This window comes from Microcoleus sp. PH2017_24_DOB_U_A (genome assembly GCF_020738205.1).
GTDB lineage: Bacteria > Cyanobacteriota > Cyanobacteriia > Cyanobacteriales > Microcoleaceae > Microcoleus.
Window position 1 is genome coordinate 40,659 of sequence record NZ_JAEQCT010000060.1, and the last position, 16,047, is coordinate 56,705.

The following is a 16,047-nucleotide window of genomic DNA, read 5'->3' on the forward strand; positions in this document are numbered from 1 at the left end:
ATAATACATTGGCAGGCACGGGCGATCGGGGTTTTGATTAAGCTTTCTTAATTTACAATAAATTTATTGTAAATTAATAACTCCATTGATTGAGAACAACAAACTGATTATTGAGGTCATATTCTGCTATCTCTAAATTATCAATTGCCTTTACTATCGCCTGATAACTCATATTCTTAGAAGCTTCAGAATCTTGGTAAACTGCCAAAATTCCTGAATGTTCTGGGTTGGCTTGATGTAATTCCTGAAAGTCATCACAATTGCGTGTAAGCAGGACTCTTTCATTTTTTCTAGCAGCGTCTAGCACGACTGAATCGGGATGATTCATTAAATTCAGTGTATTGACTGTGGCTACATCATGACCGGCTGCTTGAAGTAGATTAACCAAATATTTTGCTTGAGAATCTTCGTCAAGCAGCATTTGTAGACTCAAGTCGAACTCCTTTTGCTTCCAATCGATAGCGTTCTTCGTCTGCTTCTAATTTTAAAAGTTCCTGATGATTCTCACAGTAATCAATCGCTTCATAGATAGCAGACAGCGGTAAATCCCAATTTTCGGCGGCTTGTTCGGGTGACATCCCATTAGCAGTCATGTCTCGCCAAATAGTCGATGCCAGTAATTTACGTCCTTTAATGTACAGTTGTTTGCGCCAAGCATGAGGACGTGCAACTAAATATTGCCAATTCTCGATTTCTGGTGTAGTTTGGAGCGATTGAACGATCGCACTTAGCAGGGCCAGGCGATCGCTGACTGAGAGTTGACAGGCTTTTTCTTTAAGCTGTTGCAAGGACATATAAAAATACTCCAACAAAGGTTGGTATCTGAATTATAGTGGGTTTTTACAAGGATTGGAATCACTCTTGCTGCTGGGCTGACTAACTCGCCCTCACGGTTCATAAACTTGACTGCGATGGGCTATCGCCACAACAAATACCTGTACCACTTCATCCTCGATCGAGTAAATGACTCTGTAGTCACCGATTCGGTAGCGATAGTACCCTGCATAATCTCCTTTGAGGGCTTTAATATTAGGGTGCGATCGGGGAGTTTGTTCTAACTGCTCCAAACATCGGGCAATTTTATTCGCTAGGGCTTTGTCAGCATTGACATAAACCTTTTGAGCATCAGGATGGAGAAGAACTTCATACATCAGATCGAAGACTTCTCCAGTTTGTATAATCAGTTTTAAGAGTTGCTTCATTTTGCTTAACTCGCTCTAGCAATCCAGAAATTGCCAAAAGTTCTTGAGTTGCAGCTTCGCTTTCAGCATTGGCTAAATAAGCTGCAAAATCAGCAAGCACCTGTAATCGTTCTGGTGATAGTTGCTGGAGTAAGTCGTTAAGCTGGCGGTGTAACTCTGTCACAGATATCAAATCTGCTGAGGAGCGATCGTTCATTTGGGAATTATCCGTGCTTTTTTCCTCATTTTACCGCATAGGTTTTTTGTTTGTCAATCTCCAGTTGCGATCGCACTAACGAAACATAATGAAGTCACAAACTAAAGCTGCAACCAAAAACTTTGGCTAACGCTTTATCATCGTTTTTAATCTGATGCAGCACCATGTATCAGTAAACATCTTCGTTGTTGTTCATTCACAATCAAAAATGTGAAGCCCCAAATTATGAAGTCCCATAACTCATCGTCTACACCGAAGGCTGGATTGTACTGAAAAAATCGAGAATTTTCATAATCAATACACGCATTGACATTACGCCAAAATCCTATGGTCAGGTTCTGTTTTTTGTGCTTGTCCACATTCTTGAACCCGTCTGACGGATTTATGCGAGCAATAAAGGTATTGACTCTGGTAGTCAACCATGTGAGACCGTGATGGCACTCGCACATAGTTGCAAGATGAGGGTGTGTTCTTGGATAAGCTAGTTGCATTAAACTCTGCAATTCCGAACCAGGTATTACTTCCTGAAGATTCTCTCGAATAGCTAATTCATCCAATGTTTGCGATTCTAATTCATTATCCTCAAGCTGTATTCCTTTAGCGCTAAACCGGACGACATAGTTGCAACCATCTAAGCAACAACTCATAGCTTCCATGTAGCCGTTCAACTTAGCAATTTCAGGTGTGTTGTGCAATTTCATATAATTAAACTGTTATCGATGTTAAAATTGAATGGGAATACAACACCTAAAACAAAGACCGCTCAAGATGAGAACTCTAACTTATAATTGTATCGAAGATGCGGTACAAGACGCAATATGAGCAGAAATAATGCAATTAATACACGCGATATCATGCTACACTAAAGCTAGGTAAATGACTGTTGATACTGATGACTATTTTTTAGACATCCGGTATGAGTGGCAGACGGCGAATCCGAATACGGCTTGGCTCGATCGAAATGGCAGAGCCTTGTTCTAGATCCTCCTCGCACTGAGCAATTACCATCAGCAGTAAATCCATTAATGCTTGGGCGCGTAACCTTTCAATCCGAACGCGAATAACTGAGGGAGAAACTGCTTCATCAAGTGCTAGTAATGTATGAAAATCTGCATCGAGGGTAACAACTACACGTTCCTCTTCTCTGGCTTTCTGGATGATTTCGGCATCTTCGGCTTGAGACATACCAATTTCACCAACATGGATGGTGTCGATACTTGCATCACGTAATAATGCTGCCGCAGAAAGTGGTAATCCCTGGTCAAGCAACAGCTTCATAACGATTAGGTAGTTCAATGATCCGATCGTCAAGATAAGAGGATACAAAAATTAGAGCTTGTCGGATATCTTCATCCTCTAATTCTGGAAACTCTTGATGTAGTTCTGCTCGATCGGGATAAGTTGCTAGCAGCTCGATTACCCGACGAACAGTCAGCCGAAGCTCGCGAATACATGGTTGCCCATTCATTCGCTTGGGATTGCTTGTAATACGATCTATTTTCATTGCTCCTAATCTCAACTCTTACTTATTATTTTATATCTCATCTTGCCAGTTCGGAAACTTAGACTGATAAATTCTCGCTTGCCTTGAGTGAAATCGCAAATCAAAATCAAGTGCGGTACAAGACATGATATAATCTAAAATACTGCAAATTGCTAGTGAATGTCAAAAGCTAAGTAGATAATTTTATATACTCATGACTATTTTTACTCTGCGATCGATCAAAAAAGACTTCGGCATCAAGGAACTCTTGACAAATGCCAGCTTCAGCCTGGATGAAGGCGATAAAGTCGGACTCATCGGTACCAACGGTTCCGGGAAATCAACGCTGCTGAAGATGATTGCGGGCTTGGAGTCGATCGACTCTGGCGATCGCTGGGTCAATCCAGGCTCTACAATTGTCTATCTGCCGCAACAGCCGGATTTAGACGAAAGTCACACGGTTTTAGAGCAAGTATTTGCCGACAGCGGCGAACAAATGGCTTTGGTGCGGGAATATGAAGAAATTTCGGATGAATTGTCCCACGGTAAAGGCGATACCGACAAGTTGATGGCGCGTCTGTCTACTGTCTCGGCGCGCATTGATGAGGTGGGCGCGTGGGATTTGGAAACTAAGGCTAAATTGATTTTGACGAAGCTGGGGATTGAGGATTTTCATGCCAAAATTGGCGACTTGTCCGGTGGCTACCGCAAGCGAATTGCCTTAGCAACGGCGCTGTTGTCTGAACCTGATGTGTTGTTGATGGATGAACCGACAAACCACTTGGATGCGCTGTCTGTGGAGTGGTTGCAGAACTATTTGAACGGCTATCGCGGTGCTTTGTTGCTGATTACGCACGATCGCTATTTTCTCGATCGCGTTACCAATCGCATTCTGGAGATCGATCGCGCCGACCTATACAATTATGCTGGCAATTACGCTTATTATTTGGAGAAAAAAGCCTTAGCTGAAGAATCCGCCGCCAGCACTCAGCGCAAATTTTCGGGAGTATTGCGGCGTGAGTTGGAATGGCTCAAGAAAGGGCCGAAAGCGCGAAGTACGAAGCAAAAAGCTCGGATCGATCGCATTAAGGATATGCGCGCAGAGGAGTTTAAAACAGCCAATGGTAAAGTCGAGATTGCCACAGCGGGCCGCCGAATTGGCAAGAAAGTCATTGAGTTGTTGAATATCCGTAAAGCCTATGGCGATCGCACTTTAATCAGAGATTTTACCTACAATTTCACTCCCGAAGACCGGATTGGGATTATTGGCTGCAACGGTGCGGGAAAATCGACGCTGATGGATATCATCACCGGACGCATTCAGCCGGATTCTGGTACTGTGGAAATTGGCACAACCATTCATATCGGTTATTTTGACCAGCATTCAGAGGATTTGACACCGAATGAAGACCAGCGGGTGATTGAATATCTCAAAAGTGTGGCGGAATTGGTGCAAACGGCGGATGGGGAAATCATTACTGCTTCTCAAATGTTGGAAAAGTTTCTGTTTCCGCCCAACCAACAGTATGCACCCATTAACAAGCTTTCGGGCGGCGAAAAGCGCAGGTTATTTTTGCTGAAAGTGCTGATGAGTGCGCCCAACGTGCTGATTCTCGACGAACCCACAAACGACCTAGACGTGCAGACTCTGGCGGTTTTAGAGGATTATCTCGAAGACTTTAACGGCTGCGTAATTGTAGTATCGCACGATCGCTATTTTCTCGATCGGACGATCGACATGGTGTTCGCCTTGGAACCTGGCGGCAATTTGCGTTTATATCCCGGCAATTACTCAGTGTATTTAGATTACAAGAAAGCCGAAGAAGCCAAGGAACTCAAAGGACAAAAAGACAAAGAAAAACTTACACGCACCGCTGAATCCAACAATTCATCAGCCAAAGTTGCTCCTCAAAAATCAACTAAAGTTTCCTTCAATGATAAGCGGGAATACGAGCAATTAGAGACTAAAATTCCGAAGCTGGAAGCAGAGAAAGCAGAGATTGAGAAGATTTTGTCCAACAATGCTCCGAGCGGGTTTGCGGAGGTGAAGAAGTTATCCGATCGTTTGGCTAAATTGACTCACGAAATTGATACTGCGACTGAGCGGTGGTTGGACTTAGCCGAACGGCTGGGGTAATTTTGGTTGTCCGAGTGTTGTGTTTGGCTCCTGTTAACAATGACAGGAGCTAGAGGAATTATAAGTAAAAAAATCCCATGCTGAAACGAATATATATTGACAATTTTCGCTGTCTGGTAAACTTTGAACTTGACTTTGATGCAATTAATCTATTTCTAGGTGCTAACGGTTCAGGTAAATCGACTGTTTTTGAAGTATTGCAAAAAATTCAAGCATTTATCAGCGGCGACAGTAAGGTAGAAGGAATTTTCAAACCTGCGGACTTCACCCGCTGGCAAACCTTACAAATTCAGCGTTTCGAGCTAGAAATTCTCGGTAATGACGGCTGCTACACATATCAATTACAAATCGATGAGTATGGAGATAAATGTCGTGTTAGGTACGAGAGTCTGCTCTTTGATAACCGACTTTTACTACAATTTGAATTCGGCGAAGTTCAACTCTATCGAGATGATTATTCGCCAGGCCCGAAATACCAGTTTGACTGGTCGCAATCTATTCTGCCTTCATTAATGCCAAGAAACGACAACACGAAGTTAACTTGGTTTAGAGAACGGATGGCGCGATTTATCATCGTGCAAGTTGTTCCCAGCTTGATGGTTGATGAAAGCAAGCAAGAACAAATGCGTTTGACTCCAAAAATGGAAAATTTTGTTTCTTGGTATCGCTACTTATCTGAAGATCAAGGTAAGGTTGCGGAAATAGGAAATATTTTAAAAGATGTTTTGAATGGATTCAACAATTTTAAATTTGAGCGAGTCAGCGAAGAAAATGTGTTGTTAAAACTGCGGTTTTCAGGAGAAACAGACAATATCAAACCAATTGAATATCGCTTGGGAGAATTGTCGGATGGACAAAAAACCCTAGTTGCTTTATATACCCTGATTCACGGTACAAAATCTGAAGACTATACTTTGTGGATTGATGAACCGGAAAACTTTTTAGCATTACCAGAAATTCAACCTTGGCTGATTGAACTTTATGACCTTTGTAACGAGGGAAAACTTCAAGCTTTACTAATTTCTCACCATCCTGAGTTAATTAACTATCTGTTAGCTTCACCGATTGGCTATTGGTTTGAGCGTCAAAGCAATGCTGCGGTTCGAGTTAAACGAATTAGTAGTGAAGTAGCTGATAATTCTGGATTGCCAGTTTCTGAATTGATTGCACGGGGATGGTTGAATGAGTCAGCGTAGAGTTCAGATTGTCATTCTCTGCGAGGACAGACAGCAGGAGGTTTTTGCCCGTCATTTCCTGAAAAAGCGAGGTTTCACAGGTCTATTTCGGACTAAGATTTGTCCGCCCGGTAGCCAATCTGGAGAACAGTATGTACGCAGTCAGTATCCGGTGGAAGTGAAAGCTTATCGCCAAAATAGAAACCGGGTTTCGATCGCATTAGTGGTATTAATTGATGCAGATACGGGTACGCCACAAGACAGACTAAATCAGTTAGCTAGTATACTCGATCAAGATGCTCAGGAAAAGAGGGAATCCCATGAGGCGATCGCAATTTTCGTCCCCAAGCGCAATATTGAGACTTGGATACACTATTTGCAGGGAGAAACTGTGAATGAGGAGGATGCTTACGCAAAATATGAGAAAAATGAGGCTATTTGCAAAACCTATGTTGAGAATTTAGCCGATCGATGTTATTCTCAAAGCTTACCAGAAGATGCACCGCCATCGCTTCAGGCAGCTTGTGGGGAATTACAGCGGGTGTTATCACTGTTGGATCAATGAGTTAATCAATCATAAAATCTAAAATCTAAAATCGATTGACTGCTGTCGCTGTCATCATCCCCCAAAACCAATCGATTTTGTATCGTTCAATTTCAACTTCTTGCAATCCCTCACTTTGCATCATCGCTTGACATTCCGCGACTCCATAGGTACGCAAATGAGCGCGGTTAAAACATCGCAGGAAAAAGTCACAAACCTTGCAAGTTAGATAATCATAACACCAATCTGTAATCACTAGACGACCATTAGGTTTGAGAACCCGTTTTGCTTCTTGGAGTGCTTGGAATGGATCTCGAAAAAAATGAAATGCACTGGTTGAAACTACTAGATCAAAATAGTTGCTGGGAAATGGCAGGTTGTCAGCACTACCTAGTTTTAACTCCACAAATTCAGGTAGTTTCTGTTTGGCAATTTCGAGCATTTCGGCACAGGCGTCAATTCCGATAACTTCTGATTCTGGAGACACCTGTAACAGACGCTGGATTAAAACCCCGGTTCCACAACCAAGGTCTAAAATACGTTCTCCTTGGTTAATTTCTAGACGGTTGAGTGTTTCCCCAATTGTGGCATTGACATAAAATGACCAACGACTATCATATCGCTTGGCGAGGCGAGAATATTCTGTTTGAACTGGATCTGAGTACATGATTTTTAATTAGAAGGAAGACATAATAAGCTGTTCCGCATCTAAGTTAGGTTTTTTGTGCGGGCGAGACGCCCACCCCACAATAATTTTATCAAAATCTAAGTGAATTTTTCGGGCGAGACGCCCACTCCACAATAATTTTATCAAACTTAACTGTGAAATTTAGATGCACCTCAGCTTATTAGATGAAAGCTCGGAACTGTCTTATTTTATTTTGGATTTTACAGCCCGAGATTCTAATGTAAATCCGGGAATATCTGCTAATTCTGTTTCACTCAAACTGTACTGTTCGCAAACCAAACTCAGGCGAGTCCCAGGACTTGTAACTGCATTCACAGAATGGGTTAAGTCTCCTTGGAAATACACCAGCGTATTTGCTTCTGGCTTAATTTGCCCGACTTGTTTTTTGTGACAGCGCAACACCAACTCTCCGCCTTCCAGATTTGTCGGTACTTGCACATACAATACGCTGACTGTCGCGGGCGGTTCAACTGTTTTGCAATACGATCGCAAAGATCGATCGATATGCGGATCGACGCGAGAACCTTCTTTCAGCAGTAGAGGGTTGAGGTAAAAAGCATTACAAGCTGACTGTAGGGCTTGGTCTAGATAGGGTTTGAAGCAGGGGAATTTCTGTTCGACTTGTGCAATCTCTGAACGCTGGAATACCAGTGAAAACCCTTTTGTACCGATGAAGTCGCGGTTGAGATTATTGATGGCAAAATAAGGAGATGCGAGAATTGCTCCGCGCAAATCGTTGAGATAAGTAGTGGAGAAAGCGTTAAGATGTTTGCTATAGTATTTCAAGGAATTCAAAGGTAATGTTGACGATTTCTTTGTAACTTTTTTAAATGGCAAAAATAAATACTATTTAACTGCCATCCTAAATGTTTGGCAATATCTCATACATTAATATATAGCCTTTCTCAAAAAAGTGAGGTATGCCCGCGAGTCCTATGCTCTATGCCCTATGCCCTATGCCCATTAGTACCTCATCTTTCTGAGAAAGGCTATAACCTTCTTTTTTTATAGATGTAACTGTATTTTTTCACCAGGTAATTCTATTTGTCCCTTATATTGTATTTCAATAGTCATTGGTGTCAATTCTTGAATTCTCCAATTCTCCAATTCTTCAATCGATTAGCCGTAAAGTCAAGTTGTGTGTCTAGAGCCGGGGAAAGCCCTGAATGGGCATTGACAAAAAAACTAAAATGTGTATGAGACTAAGGCTGAGTAAAAGTGGCAGCAGAAATTAGCAGGCAAAAAGGCGGAAAACAGCTTGCTTCAGAAGTAGAGACCGGGCAATAAGTTTGCCAAAGACTAAAAATTTTGTTATGAGTTGAGCTACAATTAACCTGTTCTAAGCCAAGAATTGGTCAACATCACAAGTATCCTGTAGAAATCTGAAGTTGAGAATCTCAGAGTTGTCGAGGAGCGGGAGCCAACAAAAAACTATGCCTCAAAAAGTAATCGCCAAACAGATGTCCTTGGAATCAGCGTCCGATCCGATCGCCGTGGTGGCGACCGTCGAAACAGTGCCATCCGAAACAGTGGCAGTAGAGTCCTACGCCGATCGGTTGATGGACGAACTGTTTGAAGGAGTCGATCGAGCATTCGACGGCAGCGAGGGACTGCCAGCCGAGCAGATGCCACCAGCAGAATTCGTGGCGCTAAAATCCATCTCGGTACCTCAAATAGTTTTGTCGCAGTTGGCGCCAGAACCTCCGCGAGGCGGGGAACAAGAGGTAGCAGCGATCGCCCGCCAAGTCGCCCTAGAAACAACCAAAAAACAGTCCAAACAATCATTTGACCGAATCCTGCTAGGAGCAGCCTGTGGGTCGCTGCTTCTAGTCATGGGATTGTGGCTGGCAAGCAGGTCGGGACTGGTGCGCTTGCCCGCAGCCCCGACCCCGCAGACGCCGGCAGCAAGTGGCAAAATTGCACCAGACACCCAGTTTGTCGAATACGTGCAGCGATCGCTAGTAGCGATCGAACAAAAAAAAGCTCCTCAGGCTAACTCGCAACTTGCCACAGTTCCGGGAGCCGCAACCCCAGGAACACTCCCGAGCATTTCAATTTCCGGCGCGCCACCGGCAACCGCAGGTCTTTCGACAGCAGTCAACCGCATCGCGAATGCCCTAGAACAAGCCGCCGCCGCGCCGGGAGCACCTGCACCCCAAGTCGTAGTCATCCCTCCCCCCGCTCAGGTGACTGTGGCTCCGGCGGCTCCGACTCAGGTGAATGTGGCGGTTCCGGCAGCTTCTCAAACCGCAGCAGGTTCGCCTTCACCGTCAGCCTCTGCCTCCGGTCGCGCGATCGCCACCGCTGGCAATCGCAGTCCCCTCGCGGCTGCTGCTTCCCCCTCGGAGTCTGTGCAGCCAAAGATTTTGGCTCGCGAAACTGAATCAGCACCAGCGCCAGCAGCAGGGCAATCCGCGCCAGCGCCCCAGCAATCGGCAGCGGCTGTTACCGGCGCGCCGACTTCCGCCCAGACGCTAGTGGGGATTTTGGAATTGGGCGATCGATCGGCTGCTTTGTTTGAAGTAGACGGTGTAGCCCGCAGAATTTATGTCGGTGAAAGCATCGGCGCTAGCGGTTGGACTCTGGCAGAAATCAAAAATCAAGAAGCAGTTATCCGCAAGGGTGGAGATGTGCGATCGGTTTTTGTCGGACAAAAGTTCTAATCCGTTAGTTGACAGTTGACAGTTGTCAGTTGTCAGTTGTCAGTTGTCATATCAATTCCGGTAGCATCGTCCTGTATTCAGCTCTCTATTCTCGGACTCTGTGTCAATAGTGTTCTAGAAAGGTTAAATCACCTGACCATGCAACCGGAAACGATATCAGTTATCAGTTGTCAGTTGCGGTGCCTTGAGCGAAGTCGAAGGGTCAGTTGTTAGTAGCTAATAAATCGATCGCTGGGGAATCTCCACTGCTAAAAACGAATAACAAATAACCAATAACAAATAACCAATAACACAGAATTTTCATAAAAAATGAGCATATTTGATGATGTCAGCCGCTTTCTAGAAACCCGATTAGAAGAATTTTTGCGTAGCAACCCCCACCTGGAATTGCAGGCAATAGAAGAACAACTCAAGGAACAAGAAGAAGACACCCTGCGACTGATTCTAGAGATTCAGAAACAAGAGAAAACACTGCAAGCAGAAATTCTGTCCGCCGCCCAAGAAATTCAGCGCTGGAACGATCGCGCCAACAAAGCCAAAGCAGCTCAAAGGCTGGATCTCGCTCAAGCCGCCCAAGAGCGACAAGCAGCTTTGCTGCGTCAGGGAAATCAGCGCTGGGGACAAATGCAAGGCTGCAAAGAACGGATAGAAAAAGCCAAAGAATTGTACCGCCAAATTCAATTGCGCCGAAAAGAAGTCCGGGCCAAAGCCGCAGAAGCGAAAACTAAAACTACCGCTAAAGCAGATAAAACTGAGCAGAATTGGGATACAAAGGGTTGGAATCAGAGTTCTAATTATAACAGTTTTAAGGCGGCAGACCCTCTAGAACAAAAGTTTCAAAACTGGGAAGCTGAGGAAGAACTCGATCGCATGAAACGCAATATGGGTCGATAAGCTGCTGGGCGAGCGAGAGATAGCGTGCTATGTTCCAGAGGAGAATTTGAGGAGTGGGGAACAGTTCCGGGAAATATACAATTTAAATCCGCAACAGCCGATCGAGAGTATCCCTGTTGAACAATAATTTTTGTTAATTCTGTACCCATATATTCGTAAATATGCAATAAATCTCCAATCTCCAATCTCCAATCTCCAACGGCAGGACAGGGATTTTGGCAAATCCAGCCTATCGCTCATAACATAGGAGGAAGAGTCGCCTTCATGGCATCATAGAAACTTGTCCCTCATATCATTGAAACCGATGACTGCTCAAAAATCCCCCGTTTCCCCCGTCACCTGGATTGAAGACCGAGTGCTGCTAATTGAGCAAAACCGACTGCCCAAAGAATACGCTACAGTCGAAATTACCAACTCTCAAGATATGGCTGAGGCGATTAAAACTATGATCGTCCGAGGTGCTCCGGCGATTGGGGTAGCAGCAGCTTACGGGATGTATTTGGGGGCGCGAGAAATCTCAACGGGCGATCGCACTGAATTTCTGGCTAAACTAGAACAAGTTGGTGAATTATTGCGATCGACTCGTCCCACAGCAGTTAATTTGTTTTGGGCAATATCCCGAATGCTCAAAACAGCAAATCAAACTACCGGTTCCGTCGAACAAGTACAAAAAACTTTGTTAGAAATGGCCAAAACCATTCAAGCAGAAGACGTACAAACTTGTAAAGATATCGGCGACAAAGGTTTAGAAGTTCTACCAGCAACACCCGAAAAATTGAACTTACTAACTCACTGCAATGCCGGTGCGTTAGCCACAGCCGGCTACGGTACAGCATTAGGTGTATTTCGTTCTGCTTGGCGAGAAGGCCGACTCGGCAGAGTTTTTGCTGACGAAACTCGCCCCCGTCTCCAAGGCGCCAAACTCACCACTTGGGAATGCGTGCAAGAAGGAATTCCCGTCACATTAATCGCCGACAATATGGCCGCTCACTGCATGAAACTCGGCATGATTCACGCCGTAGTTGTCGGTGCAGACAGAATCGCTGCTAACGGCGACGCCGCCAATAAAATTGGCACTTACAGTTTAGCAATTGTTGCCAAAGCTCACAACGTCCCCTTCTTTGTCGCCGCTCCTCTGTCAACAATTGATTTTGAACTTTCCGACGGTAGCCAAATCCCCATTGAAGAACGCGATTCAGTTGAAATGTATCAAGTTGGAACTACCCGAATTTGTCCTGAAGGAGTAGAATTTTACAATCCAGCTTTTGATGTAACTCCGGCTGCATTAATCTCGGGAATTATCACAGAATACGGCACGGTTGCTCCGGAAGATTTGAAACAGTTTCAAGCAAAACAATTAGTTTAATTGTATGTTACTCCACCGCTCAGTTCATGATTAATTTTTGCGAATAATACTGCTTTGGCTAATTAGGTGGAGCGATGAATTTGACGTGAAATATGTAGCCAAAGCCGCAGATATGTAAAGACACGGCCGTGCAGCGTCCTACCGCCATTCAAGTTTTAAGCAATGGTAAAAACATGATTTATAGCTCTCGTAACCAGCAGATAAAAATTGCGATCGCAACTCTAATTCTACCAGTTTTGTTTCCTACAGTGGCTCATGCTCAGTTGTCGCCAACCCTTAAAACTCAGGAATCAGCAGCCAAACAATATGTGGTAGAAATGAATAAAGCTCAGCAAGACTACTATCGCAATAATACGGGTTTTACAAGTTCTGTTTCTAATCTAGCTCTCGGCATTAAAGCTGACACAGCTAATTACAAATATTCAATTGATACAGTAAACAAAGCTGTATTTAATTATGCAGTGTCGAATCAATCTAATCTCAAAAGTTTTGTGGGTGGAGTCTTTTTGGCAGGAAATAAGACCCAAACAATCTTGTGTCTAAATGTTGCTTCTGGCAAGATTAAACCAGCTAAGCCAACAATGGATACTAAAGGGGTTGTAGCCTGCGGTGCTAATACAGCAAAAGTTGCTCAATAAATTATCTCTAATTGATGTGTAATTTAGCAGATAATTGGATAGTAAGTGCAGATATAGCTAAGGAGTTGCTGTCACGAGGAGCTACCTTGCTCGATGCTCGCGCACCTATTTTAAAGTGGTTTTGCCGTCTCCCGCCAGCTATTCCCGTAACTTGGCAGGAATTTTCGCGATCGCACTTTCCGCACAAAGGCAAAATTCTCGAAGATGACACAATCTTAACAGAAAAACTGCAAGCACTGGGAATTTGTCAAGACAAACCTGTAATCGCGATCGCCAATTCCGTGAAAGGATGGGGCGAAGACGGGCGGATTGTTTGGATGCTGCGAAGTTTGGGACACGAAAAAGCTGTTTTTGTAGGTGGAGGATATCAAGCTTTAGTCAAAGCTGGAATTTCTCACGTAACAGGTGCAAATAATCCACCTCAGCCCGGAGATTTTATCGTATCTCGCCGCTCGACTTGGGAAATCAATCGGGATGATTTAAAAGCTATTTTAGGCAATGATAATTTAGCAGTTATTGATGCCCGAGAGCCGCGAGAATATGCAGGTAAAACACCTTACGGAGAAACGCGGGGCGGCCACATTCCCGGGGCAATTCACCTTTATTACAAACAGTTGATGGACAAGCAGGGACAACTCCTCTCTCGCGGGGAAATTGTCGAAATCTTGCGGCAGAAAGGTGTTTCGCTGTCAACTAAAATTGTGAGTTATTGTAGTGGCGGAATTAGGTCTGCGTGGTTGACTTCGGTGTTGACAAGTTTCGGCTTTGATGCTAAGAATTATGCAGGTTCAATGTGGGAATGGTCGGCTTCGCCTGCTGATAGCTATCAGTTAGAAAAAAGTCGTAGGTTGCCTCAGCTTAGAGCTTGTCAATTAGAGATATAGCGGTTCTCAGAATGATGAGGTACGTTGTTGGGCTTCAGCCCTCTTAGTTTGGTCGTAGGGTGCGTCAGCTCAGAGCTTTTTAATTATATATGAAATAACCATAGCTGACGCACCCTACTAAGCTTTGACAAAACCTGCTAATTCATTAAGAATGCAACCTTGATAAACCGACGGGTTTCAGGTTGAAGCATCTCAACCAACTTGTTCGATATACTGAGCGAGATCGTCGCGCAGGCGGCTCAGTTCGGCTTCGGTGGTGACGCGCAGGCGATCGTCCCTAACCGTAATCAGCACTTTCGCAGCAAAAGGAGTCGCCCAAATATTTGGGTTGCAGAAAACCTCCAAAAATACATCCCCTGCATACCGATATTCCATCGGTTTTTGGGGAGAAGCTTTAGCACCAGCGGTTTTGGCTGCTACGGCTTTCAAGCTGTCCATCAAAGTGGCGATCGCACTTTGCAAATCCCGCGCAGCTTCCGGGGAAAAGCTAAACGAGACAGAACCTTCAACTAAATTCAGTGTCAGCGGAGAAAGAGACATGGGCAATGAAATTTAATATACAATCGTTAATGCTAAAAAATATAGTAACCCAAAAGAAGTACGTTCCAGCTCAATTGGACTGCGAGAATGCTATTAATTGAAACTTCTCTCAACAAGCTTGGCTAAATTAATGAAAATAAATCTAGTTGCAAGCTAGATTCTATAATACTTTTAACCTTTCGTGACTTGATACGCTTTAAACTAGAAGCCAGAAAACTCGATCGCTGATAGAGGAGATTCTATGGTTGCCGATAACCGTTCCGAAGTCCGCAAGGTTTTAATCATTACCTTATTGCTAAACTTGCTAGTGATGGCAATTAAAGCAGGCGTGGGATGGCTGACTGGTTCCTTGAGTTTGCTGGCAGATGCCTTGCACAGCGTCACGGACAGCGCTAATAATATTTTAGGATTGGTAACTAATCATTATGCCAATCCGCAACCCGATCGCGATCATCCCTACGGACACCAGAAATTTGACGCTCTCGGAGCTCTGGGAATTGCAGTTTTTCTGGGAATTGCCTGTTTTGAAATTCTCAGCGGTGCTGTCGAAAGGCTGCTACACGGCGGTAAAGCTGTCAAAATATCCCCAAATGAACTGTGGATTTTGCTGCTGGTACTGGGGATTAATATTTTTGTAACTTTTTACGAGCGCAGAGTTGGCAAACGTCTCGGTAGCGCGATTTTGGTGGCTGACGCCCAGCACACGATGAGCGATGTTTGGGTGACAATTATGGTCATCGGCGGGTTGATTGGTGTTTGGCAAGGTCAGATTTTAAAGATACCTCAATTGCAATCCCTGGATGTGTTTTTGTCTTTTCCAGTTGCTCTTTTGGTATTTCACAGCGGTTGGAAAGTTTTAACGGAAAATTTGCCTTGGTTGGTGGATGAAATGGCGATCGCACCGGAAGTCATCCAAGCAATTGCCATGGATGTGCCCGGAGTTGTTAATTGTCACTCGATCGCCTCTCGCGGGCTGATCGGGCGTCAAGTGTTTATTGATATGCACATGATTGTCAATGCTGTCGATGTAGAAACTGCTCACCGGATCACAGAAGAAGTTGAAGCCCGTTTGGAAGAACGTTTCAGCCCTGTACGCATCTTAATTCACGTTGAGCCGCCTGCTTACCATTCCGACCAAATTAGCTACGAGGCGCAAGAGAGGGAAGAAGGAATCAGCAAGAGGTAAGGATGAAGCAAGAAAGATTTAGGCTGTATTTCCAGTAAAAAGCAGGTTGAGTGATAAAGGAGGAAGGCGATGAAAGGCGATCGCAATTCCTCCAATTTTTTAAATCCTATCAATCTGGTGAGAGCAATCGCACTTCGTTTAGTTGTGGTTTTCCACAGGAAAAAGGGGGTTTTCCACAGAAATATGCAAGTTTTCCACAATAGCTTTAATAATTATCGGGCAAAAGACTATAGGTATAAGTTGCCAGTATTTTGGATTTCTACAGCTATTTTCTCTCGCAAGTCCCAAGGTACCAGAATTTCGACTTGCGCTCCCAAAGCTCCCAACCACCTCAGCGGGTAGTAATCTCTCATTGACATACTCCCCGGCGTAAACGCGCGGGGATTCTTTACGCCTCATCGACTGATGCTACCTTTCATAGTCTTACTCTGTCTCCGCGTACATTTAAGGT

Annotated in this window: 20 protein-coding genes; 9 read left to right on the forward strand and 11 right to left on the reverse strand. The window is 44.3% G+C overall.

All coding sequences use genetic code 11. The annotated features are described in order from the left end of the window. Positions 1–73: 73 nt before the first annotated feature. From JGK07_RS17865 to JGK07_RS17895, 7 genes are all read right to left on the reverse strand, one after another. Positions 74–421 carry a DUF5615 family PIN-like protein gene (locus tag JGK07_RS17865; protein WP_293183170.1) on the reverse strand — a complete coding sequence of 116 codons (348 nt, stop codon included), beginning with the start codon at positions 419–421 and terminating at the stop codon, positions 74–76. Next, complete coding sequence (locus JGK07_RS17870) at positions 411–794, reverse strand: hypothetical protein (protein ID WP_293183168.1); 384 nt, start codon at positions 792–794, stop codon at positions 411–413. The genes JGK07_RS17865 and JGK07_RS17870 overlap by 11 nt, the downstream gene beginning before the upstream one ends. Positions 795–887: 93 nt before the next feature. Then, the gene (locus tag JGK07_RS17875) at positions 888–1,151 is read right to left on the reverse strand and encodes a type II toxin-antitoxin system RelE/ParE family toxin (protein WP_293183166.1); all 264 of its coding nucleotides are present in this window, start codon (positions 1,149–1,151) and stop codon (positions 888–890) included. Then, the gene (locus JGK07_RS17880; RefSeq protein WP_293183164.1) at positions 1,144–1,398 is read right to left on the reverse strand and encodes a hypothetical protein; all 255 of its coding nucleotides are present in this window, start codon (positions 1,396–1,398) and stop codon (positions 1,144–1,146) included. The genes JGK07_RS17875 and JGK07_RS17880 overlap by 8 nt, the downstream gene beginning before the upstream one ends. A 146-nt stretch (positions 1,399–1,544) precedes the next feature. Next, positions 1,545–2,099 carry a hypothetical protein gene (locus JGK07_RS17885; protein ID WP_293183162.1) on the reverse strand — a complete coding sequence of 185 codons (555 nt, stop codon included), beginning with the start codon at positions 2,097–2,099 and terminating at the stop codon, positions 1,545–1,547. A 202-nt stretch (positions 2,100–2,301) separates the two neighbouring features. Continuing rightward, positions 2,302–2,676 (reverse strand): DUF5615 family PIN-like protein, encoded by a 375-nt coding sequence (locus JGK07_RS17890; RefSeq protein WP_293183160.1) that lies wholly within the window; start codon positions 2,674–2,676, stop codon positions 2,302–2,304. Next, the gene (locus JGK07_RS17895) at positions 2,660–2,902 is read right to left on the reverse strand and encodes a DUF433 domain-containing protein (RefSeq protein ID WP_293183159.1); all 243 of its coding nucleotides are present in this window, start codon (positions 2,900–2,902) and stop codon (positions 2,660–2,662) included. Before JGK07_RS17895 ends, JGK07_RS17890 begins: the two co-directional genes overlap by 17 nt. Before the next feature lie 193 nt (positions 2,903–3,095). On the opposite strand from JGK07_RS17895, the gene JGK07_RS17900 reads away from it, so the two are divergent. The 3 genes from JGK07_RS17900 to JGK07_RS17910 all read left to right on the forward strand — a co-directional run bounded on the left by JGK07_RS17900 (position 3,096) and on the right by JGK07_RS17910 (position 6,758). Further along, positions 3,096–5,018 (forward strand): ABC-F family ATP-binding cassette domain-containing protein, encoded by a 1,923-nt coding sequence (locus JGK07_RS17900; protein ID WP_293196660.1) that lies wholly within the window; start codon positions 3,096–3,098, stop codon positions 5,016–5,018. 77 nt (positions 5,019–5,095) lie between these two features. After that, entirely contained in the window at positions 5,096–6,214 is a 1,119-nt protein-coding gene (locus JGK07_RS17905; protein WP_293183155.1) for an AAA family ATPase, read from the forward strand. After that, positions 6,201–6,758 carry a hypothetical protein gene (locus JGK07_RS17910; protein ID WP_293196661.1) on the forward strand — a complete coding sequence of 186 codons (558 nt, stop codon included), beginning with the start codon at positions 6,201–6,203 and terminating at the stop codon, positions 6,756–6,758. Before JGK07_RS17905 ends, JGK07_RS17910 begins: the two co-directional genes overlap by 14 nt. A gap of 25 nt (positions 6,759–6,783) precedes the next feature. On the opposite strand, the gene JGK07_RS17915 is transcribed toward JGK07_RS17910, so the two are convergent. Beyond that, entirely contained in the window at positions 6,784–7,404 is a 621-nt protein-coding gene (locus tag JGK07_RS17915; protein WP_293192245.1) for a methyltransferase domain-containing protein, read from the reverse strand. A 204-nt stretch (positions 7,405–7,608) separates the two neighbouring features. Continuing rightward, positions 7,609–8,211 (reverse strand): 2OG-Fe(II) oxygenase, encoded by a 603-nt coding sequence (locus JGK07_RS17920; protein WP_293196662.1) that lies wholly within the window; start codon positions 8,209–8,211, stop codon positions 7,609–7,611. Positions 8,212–8,858: 647 nt separating this feature from the next. On the opposite strand from JGK07_RS17920, the gene JGK07_RS17925 reads away from it, so the two are divergent. The 5 genes from JGK07_RS17925 to JGK07_RS17945 all read left to right on the forward strand — a co-directional run bounded on the left by JGK07_RS17925 (position 8,859) and on the right by JGK07_RS17945 (position 13,870). Next, on the forward strand, positions 8,859–10,088 hold the full coding sequence (locus JGK07_RS17925; RefSeq protein ID WP_293183147.1) for a hypothetical protein: 1,230 nt from the start codon (positions 8,859–8,861) through the stop codon (positions 10,086–10,088). A gap of 309 nt (positions 10,089–10,397) precedes the next feature. Beyond that, positions 10,398–10,982 carry a TIGR04376 family protein gene (locus JGK07_RS17930; RefSeq protein ID WP_293183144.1) on the forward strand — a complete coding sequence of 195 codons (585 nt, stop codon included), beginning with the start codon at positions 10,398–10,400 and terminating at the stop codon, positions 10,980–10,982. Between the two features lie 304 nt (positions 10,983–11,286). After that, positions 11,287–12,348: an S-methyl-5-thioribose-1-phosphate isomerase gene (gene mtnA, locus JGK07_RS17935; protein WP_293183142.1), complete on the forward strand. Its 1,062-nt coding sequence runs from the start codon at positions 11,287–11,289 to the stop codon at positions 12,346–12,348. 128 nt (positions 12,349–12,476) lie between these two features. Further along, the gene (locus JGK07_RS17940; RefSeq protein WP_293196663.1) at positions 12,477–12,986 is read left to right on the forward strand and encodes a type IV pilin-like G/H family protein; all 510 of its coding nucleotides are present in this window, start codon (positions 12,477–12,479) and stop codon (positions 12,984–12,986) included. Positions 12,987–13,000: 14 nt separating this feature from the next. Beyond that, a complete protein-coding gene (locus JGK07_RS17945; RefSeq protein WP_293192253.1) occupies positions 13,001–13,870 on the forward strand; it encodes a sulfurtransferase in 870 nt (289 codons plus the stop codon). A gap of 192 nt (positions 13,871–14,062) precedes the next feature. Here JGK07_RS17945 and JGK07_RS17950 read toward each other — a convergent pair whose 3' ends face one another. After that, on the reverse strand, positions 14,063–14,410 hold the full coding sequence (locus JGK07_RS17950) for a hypothetical protein (RefSeq protein WP_293183136.1): 348 nt from the start codon (positions 14,408–14,410) through the stop codon (positions 14,063–14,065). Between the two features lie 241 nt (positions 14,411–14,651). Here JGK07_RS17950 and JGK07_RS17955 point away from each other — a divergent pair, with 241 nt between their 5' ends. Further along, complete coding sequence (locus JGK07_RS17955) at positions 14,652–15,596, forward strand: cation diffusion facilitator family transporter (RefSeq protein ID WP_293192255.1); 945 nt, start codon at positions 14,652–14,654, stop codon at positions 15,594–15,596. 227 nt (positions 15,597–15,823) lie between these two features. Here the strand turns inward: JGK07_RS17955 and JGK07_RS17960 are convergent, their stop codons facing one another. After that, positions 15,824–15,949, reverse strand: a complete 126-nt coding sequence (locus JGK07_RS17960) for a hypothetical protein (RefSeq protein ID WP_293192257.1) — start codon at positions 15,947–15,949, stop codon at positions 15,824–15,826. Between the last annotated feature and the right edge of the window lie 98 nt (positions 15,950–16,047).

Coding starts and splice junctions, on each gene's coding strand:
- JGK07_RS17870 (WP_293183168.1), bottom strand. CDS start 794: ATGTCCTTGCAACAGCTTAAAGAAAAAGCCTGTCAACTCTCAGTCAGC.
- JGK07_RS17960 (WP_293192257.1), bottom strand. CDS start 15,949: ATGAGAGATTACTACCCGCTGAGGTGGTTGGGAGCTTTGGGAGCGCAA.
- JGK07_RS17915 (WP_293192245.1), bottom strand. CDS start 7,404: ATGTACTCAGATCCAGTTCAAACAGAATATTCTCGCCTCGCCAAGCGA.
- JGK07_RS17925 (WP_293183147.1), top strand. CDS start 8,859: ATGCCTCAAAAAGTAATCGCCAAACAGATGTCCTTGGAATCAGCGTCC.
- JGK07_RS17930 (WP_293183144.1), top strand. CDS start 10,398: ATGAGCATATTTGATGATGTCAGCCGCTTTCTAGAAACCCGATTAGAA.
- JGK07_RS17905 (WP_293183155.1), top strand. CDS start 5,096: ATGCTGAAACGAATATATATTGACAATTTTCGCTGTCTGGTAAACTTT.
- JGK07_RS17880 (WP_293183164.1), bottom strand. CDS start 1,398: ATGAACGATCGCTCCTCAGCAGATTTGATATCTGTGACAGAGTTACAC.
- JGK07_RS17890 (WP_293183160.1), bottom strand. CDS start 2,676: ATGAAGCTGTTGCTTGACCAGGGATTACCACTTTCTGCGGCAGCATTA.
- JGK07_RS17955 (WP_293192255.1), top strand. CDS start 14,652: ATGGTTGCCGATAACCGTTCCGAAGTCCGCAAGGTTTTAATCATTACC.
- JGK07_RS17885 (WP_293183162.1), bottom strand. CDS start 2,099: ATGAAATTGCACAACACACCTGAAATTGCTAAGTTGAACGGCTACATG.
- JGK07_RS17865 (WP_293183170.1), bottom strand. CDS start 421: ATGCTGCTTGACGAAGATTCTCAAGCAAAATATTTGGTTAATCTACTT.
- mtnA (WP_293183142.1), top strand. CDS start 11,287: ATGACTGCTCAAAAATCCCCCGTTTCCCCCGTCACCTGGATTGAAGAC.
- JGK07_RS17950 (WP_293183136.1), bottom strand. CDS start 14,410: ATGTCTCTTTCTCCGCTGACACTGAATTTAGTTGAAGGTTCTGTCTCG.
- JGK07_RS17910 (WP_293196661.1), top strand. CDS start 6,201: ATGAGTCAGCGTAGAGTTCAGATTGTCATTCTCTGCGAGGACAGACAG.
- JGK07_RS17945 (WP_293192253.1), top strand. CDS start 13,001: ATGTGTAATTTAGCAGATAATTGGATAGTAAGTGCAGATATAGCTAAG.
- JGK07_RS17895 (WP_293183159.1), bottom strand. CDS start 2,902: ATGAAAATAGATCGTATTACAAGCAATCCCAAGCGAATGAATGGGCAA.
- JGK07_RS17900 (WP_293196660.1), top strand. CDS start 3,096: ATGACTATTTTTACTCTGCGATCGATCAAAAAAGACTTCGGCATCAAG.
- JGK07_RS17875 (WP_293183166.1), bottom strand. CDS start 1,151: ATGTATGAAGTTCTTCTCCATCCTGATGCTCAAAAGGTTTATGTCAAT.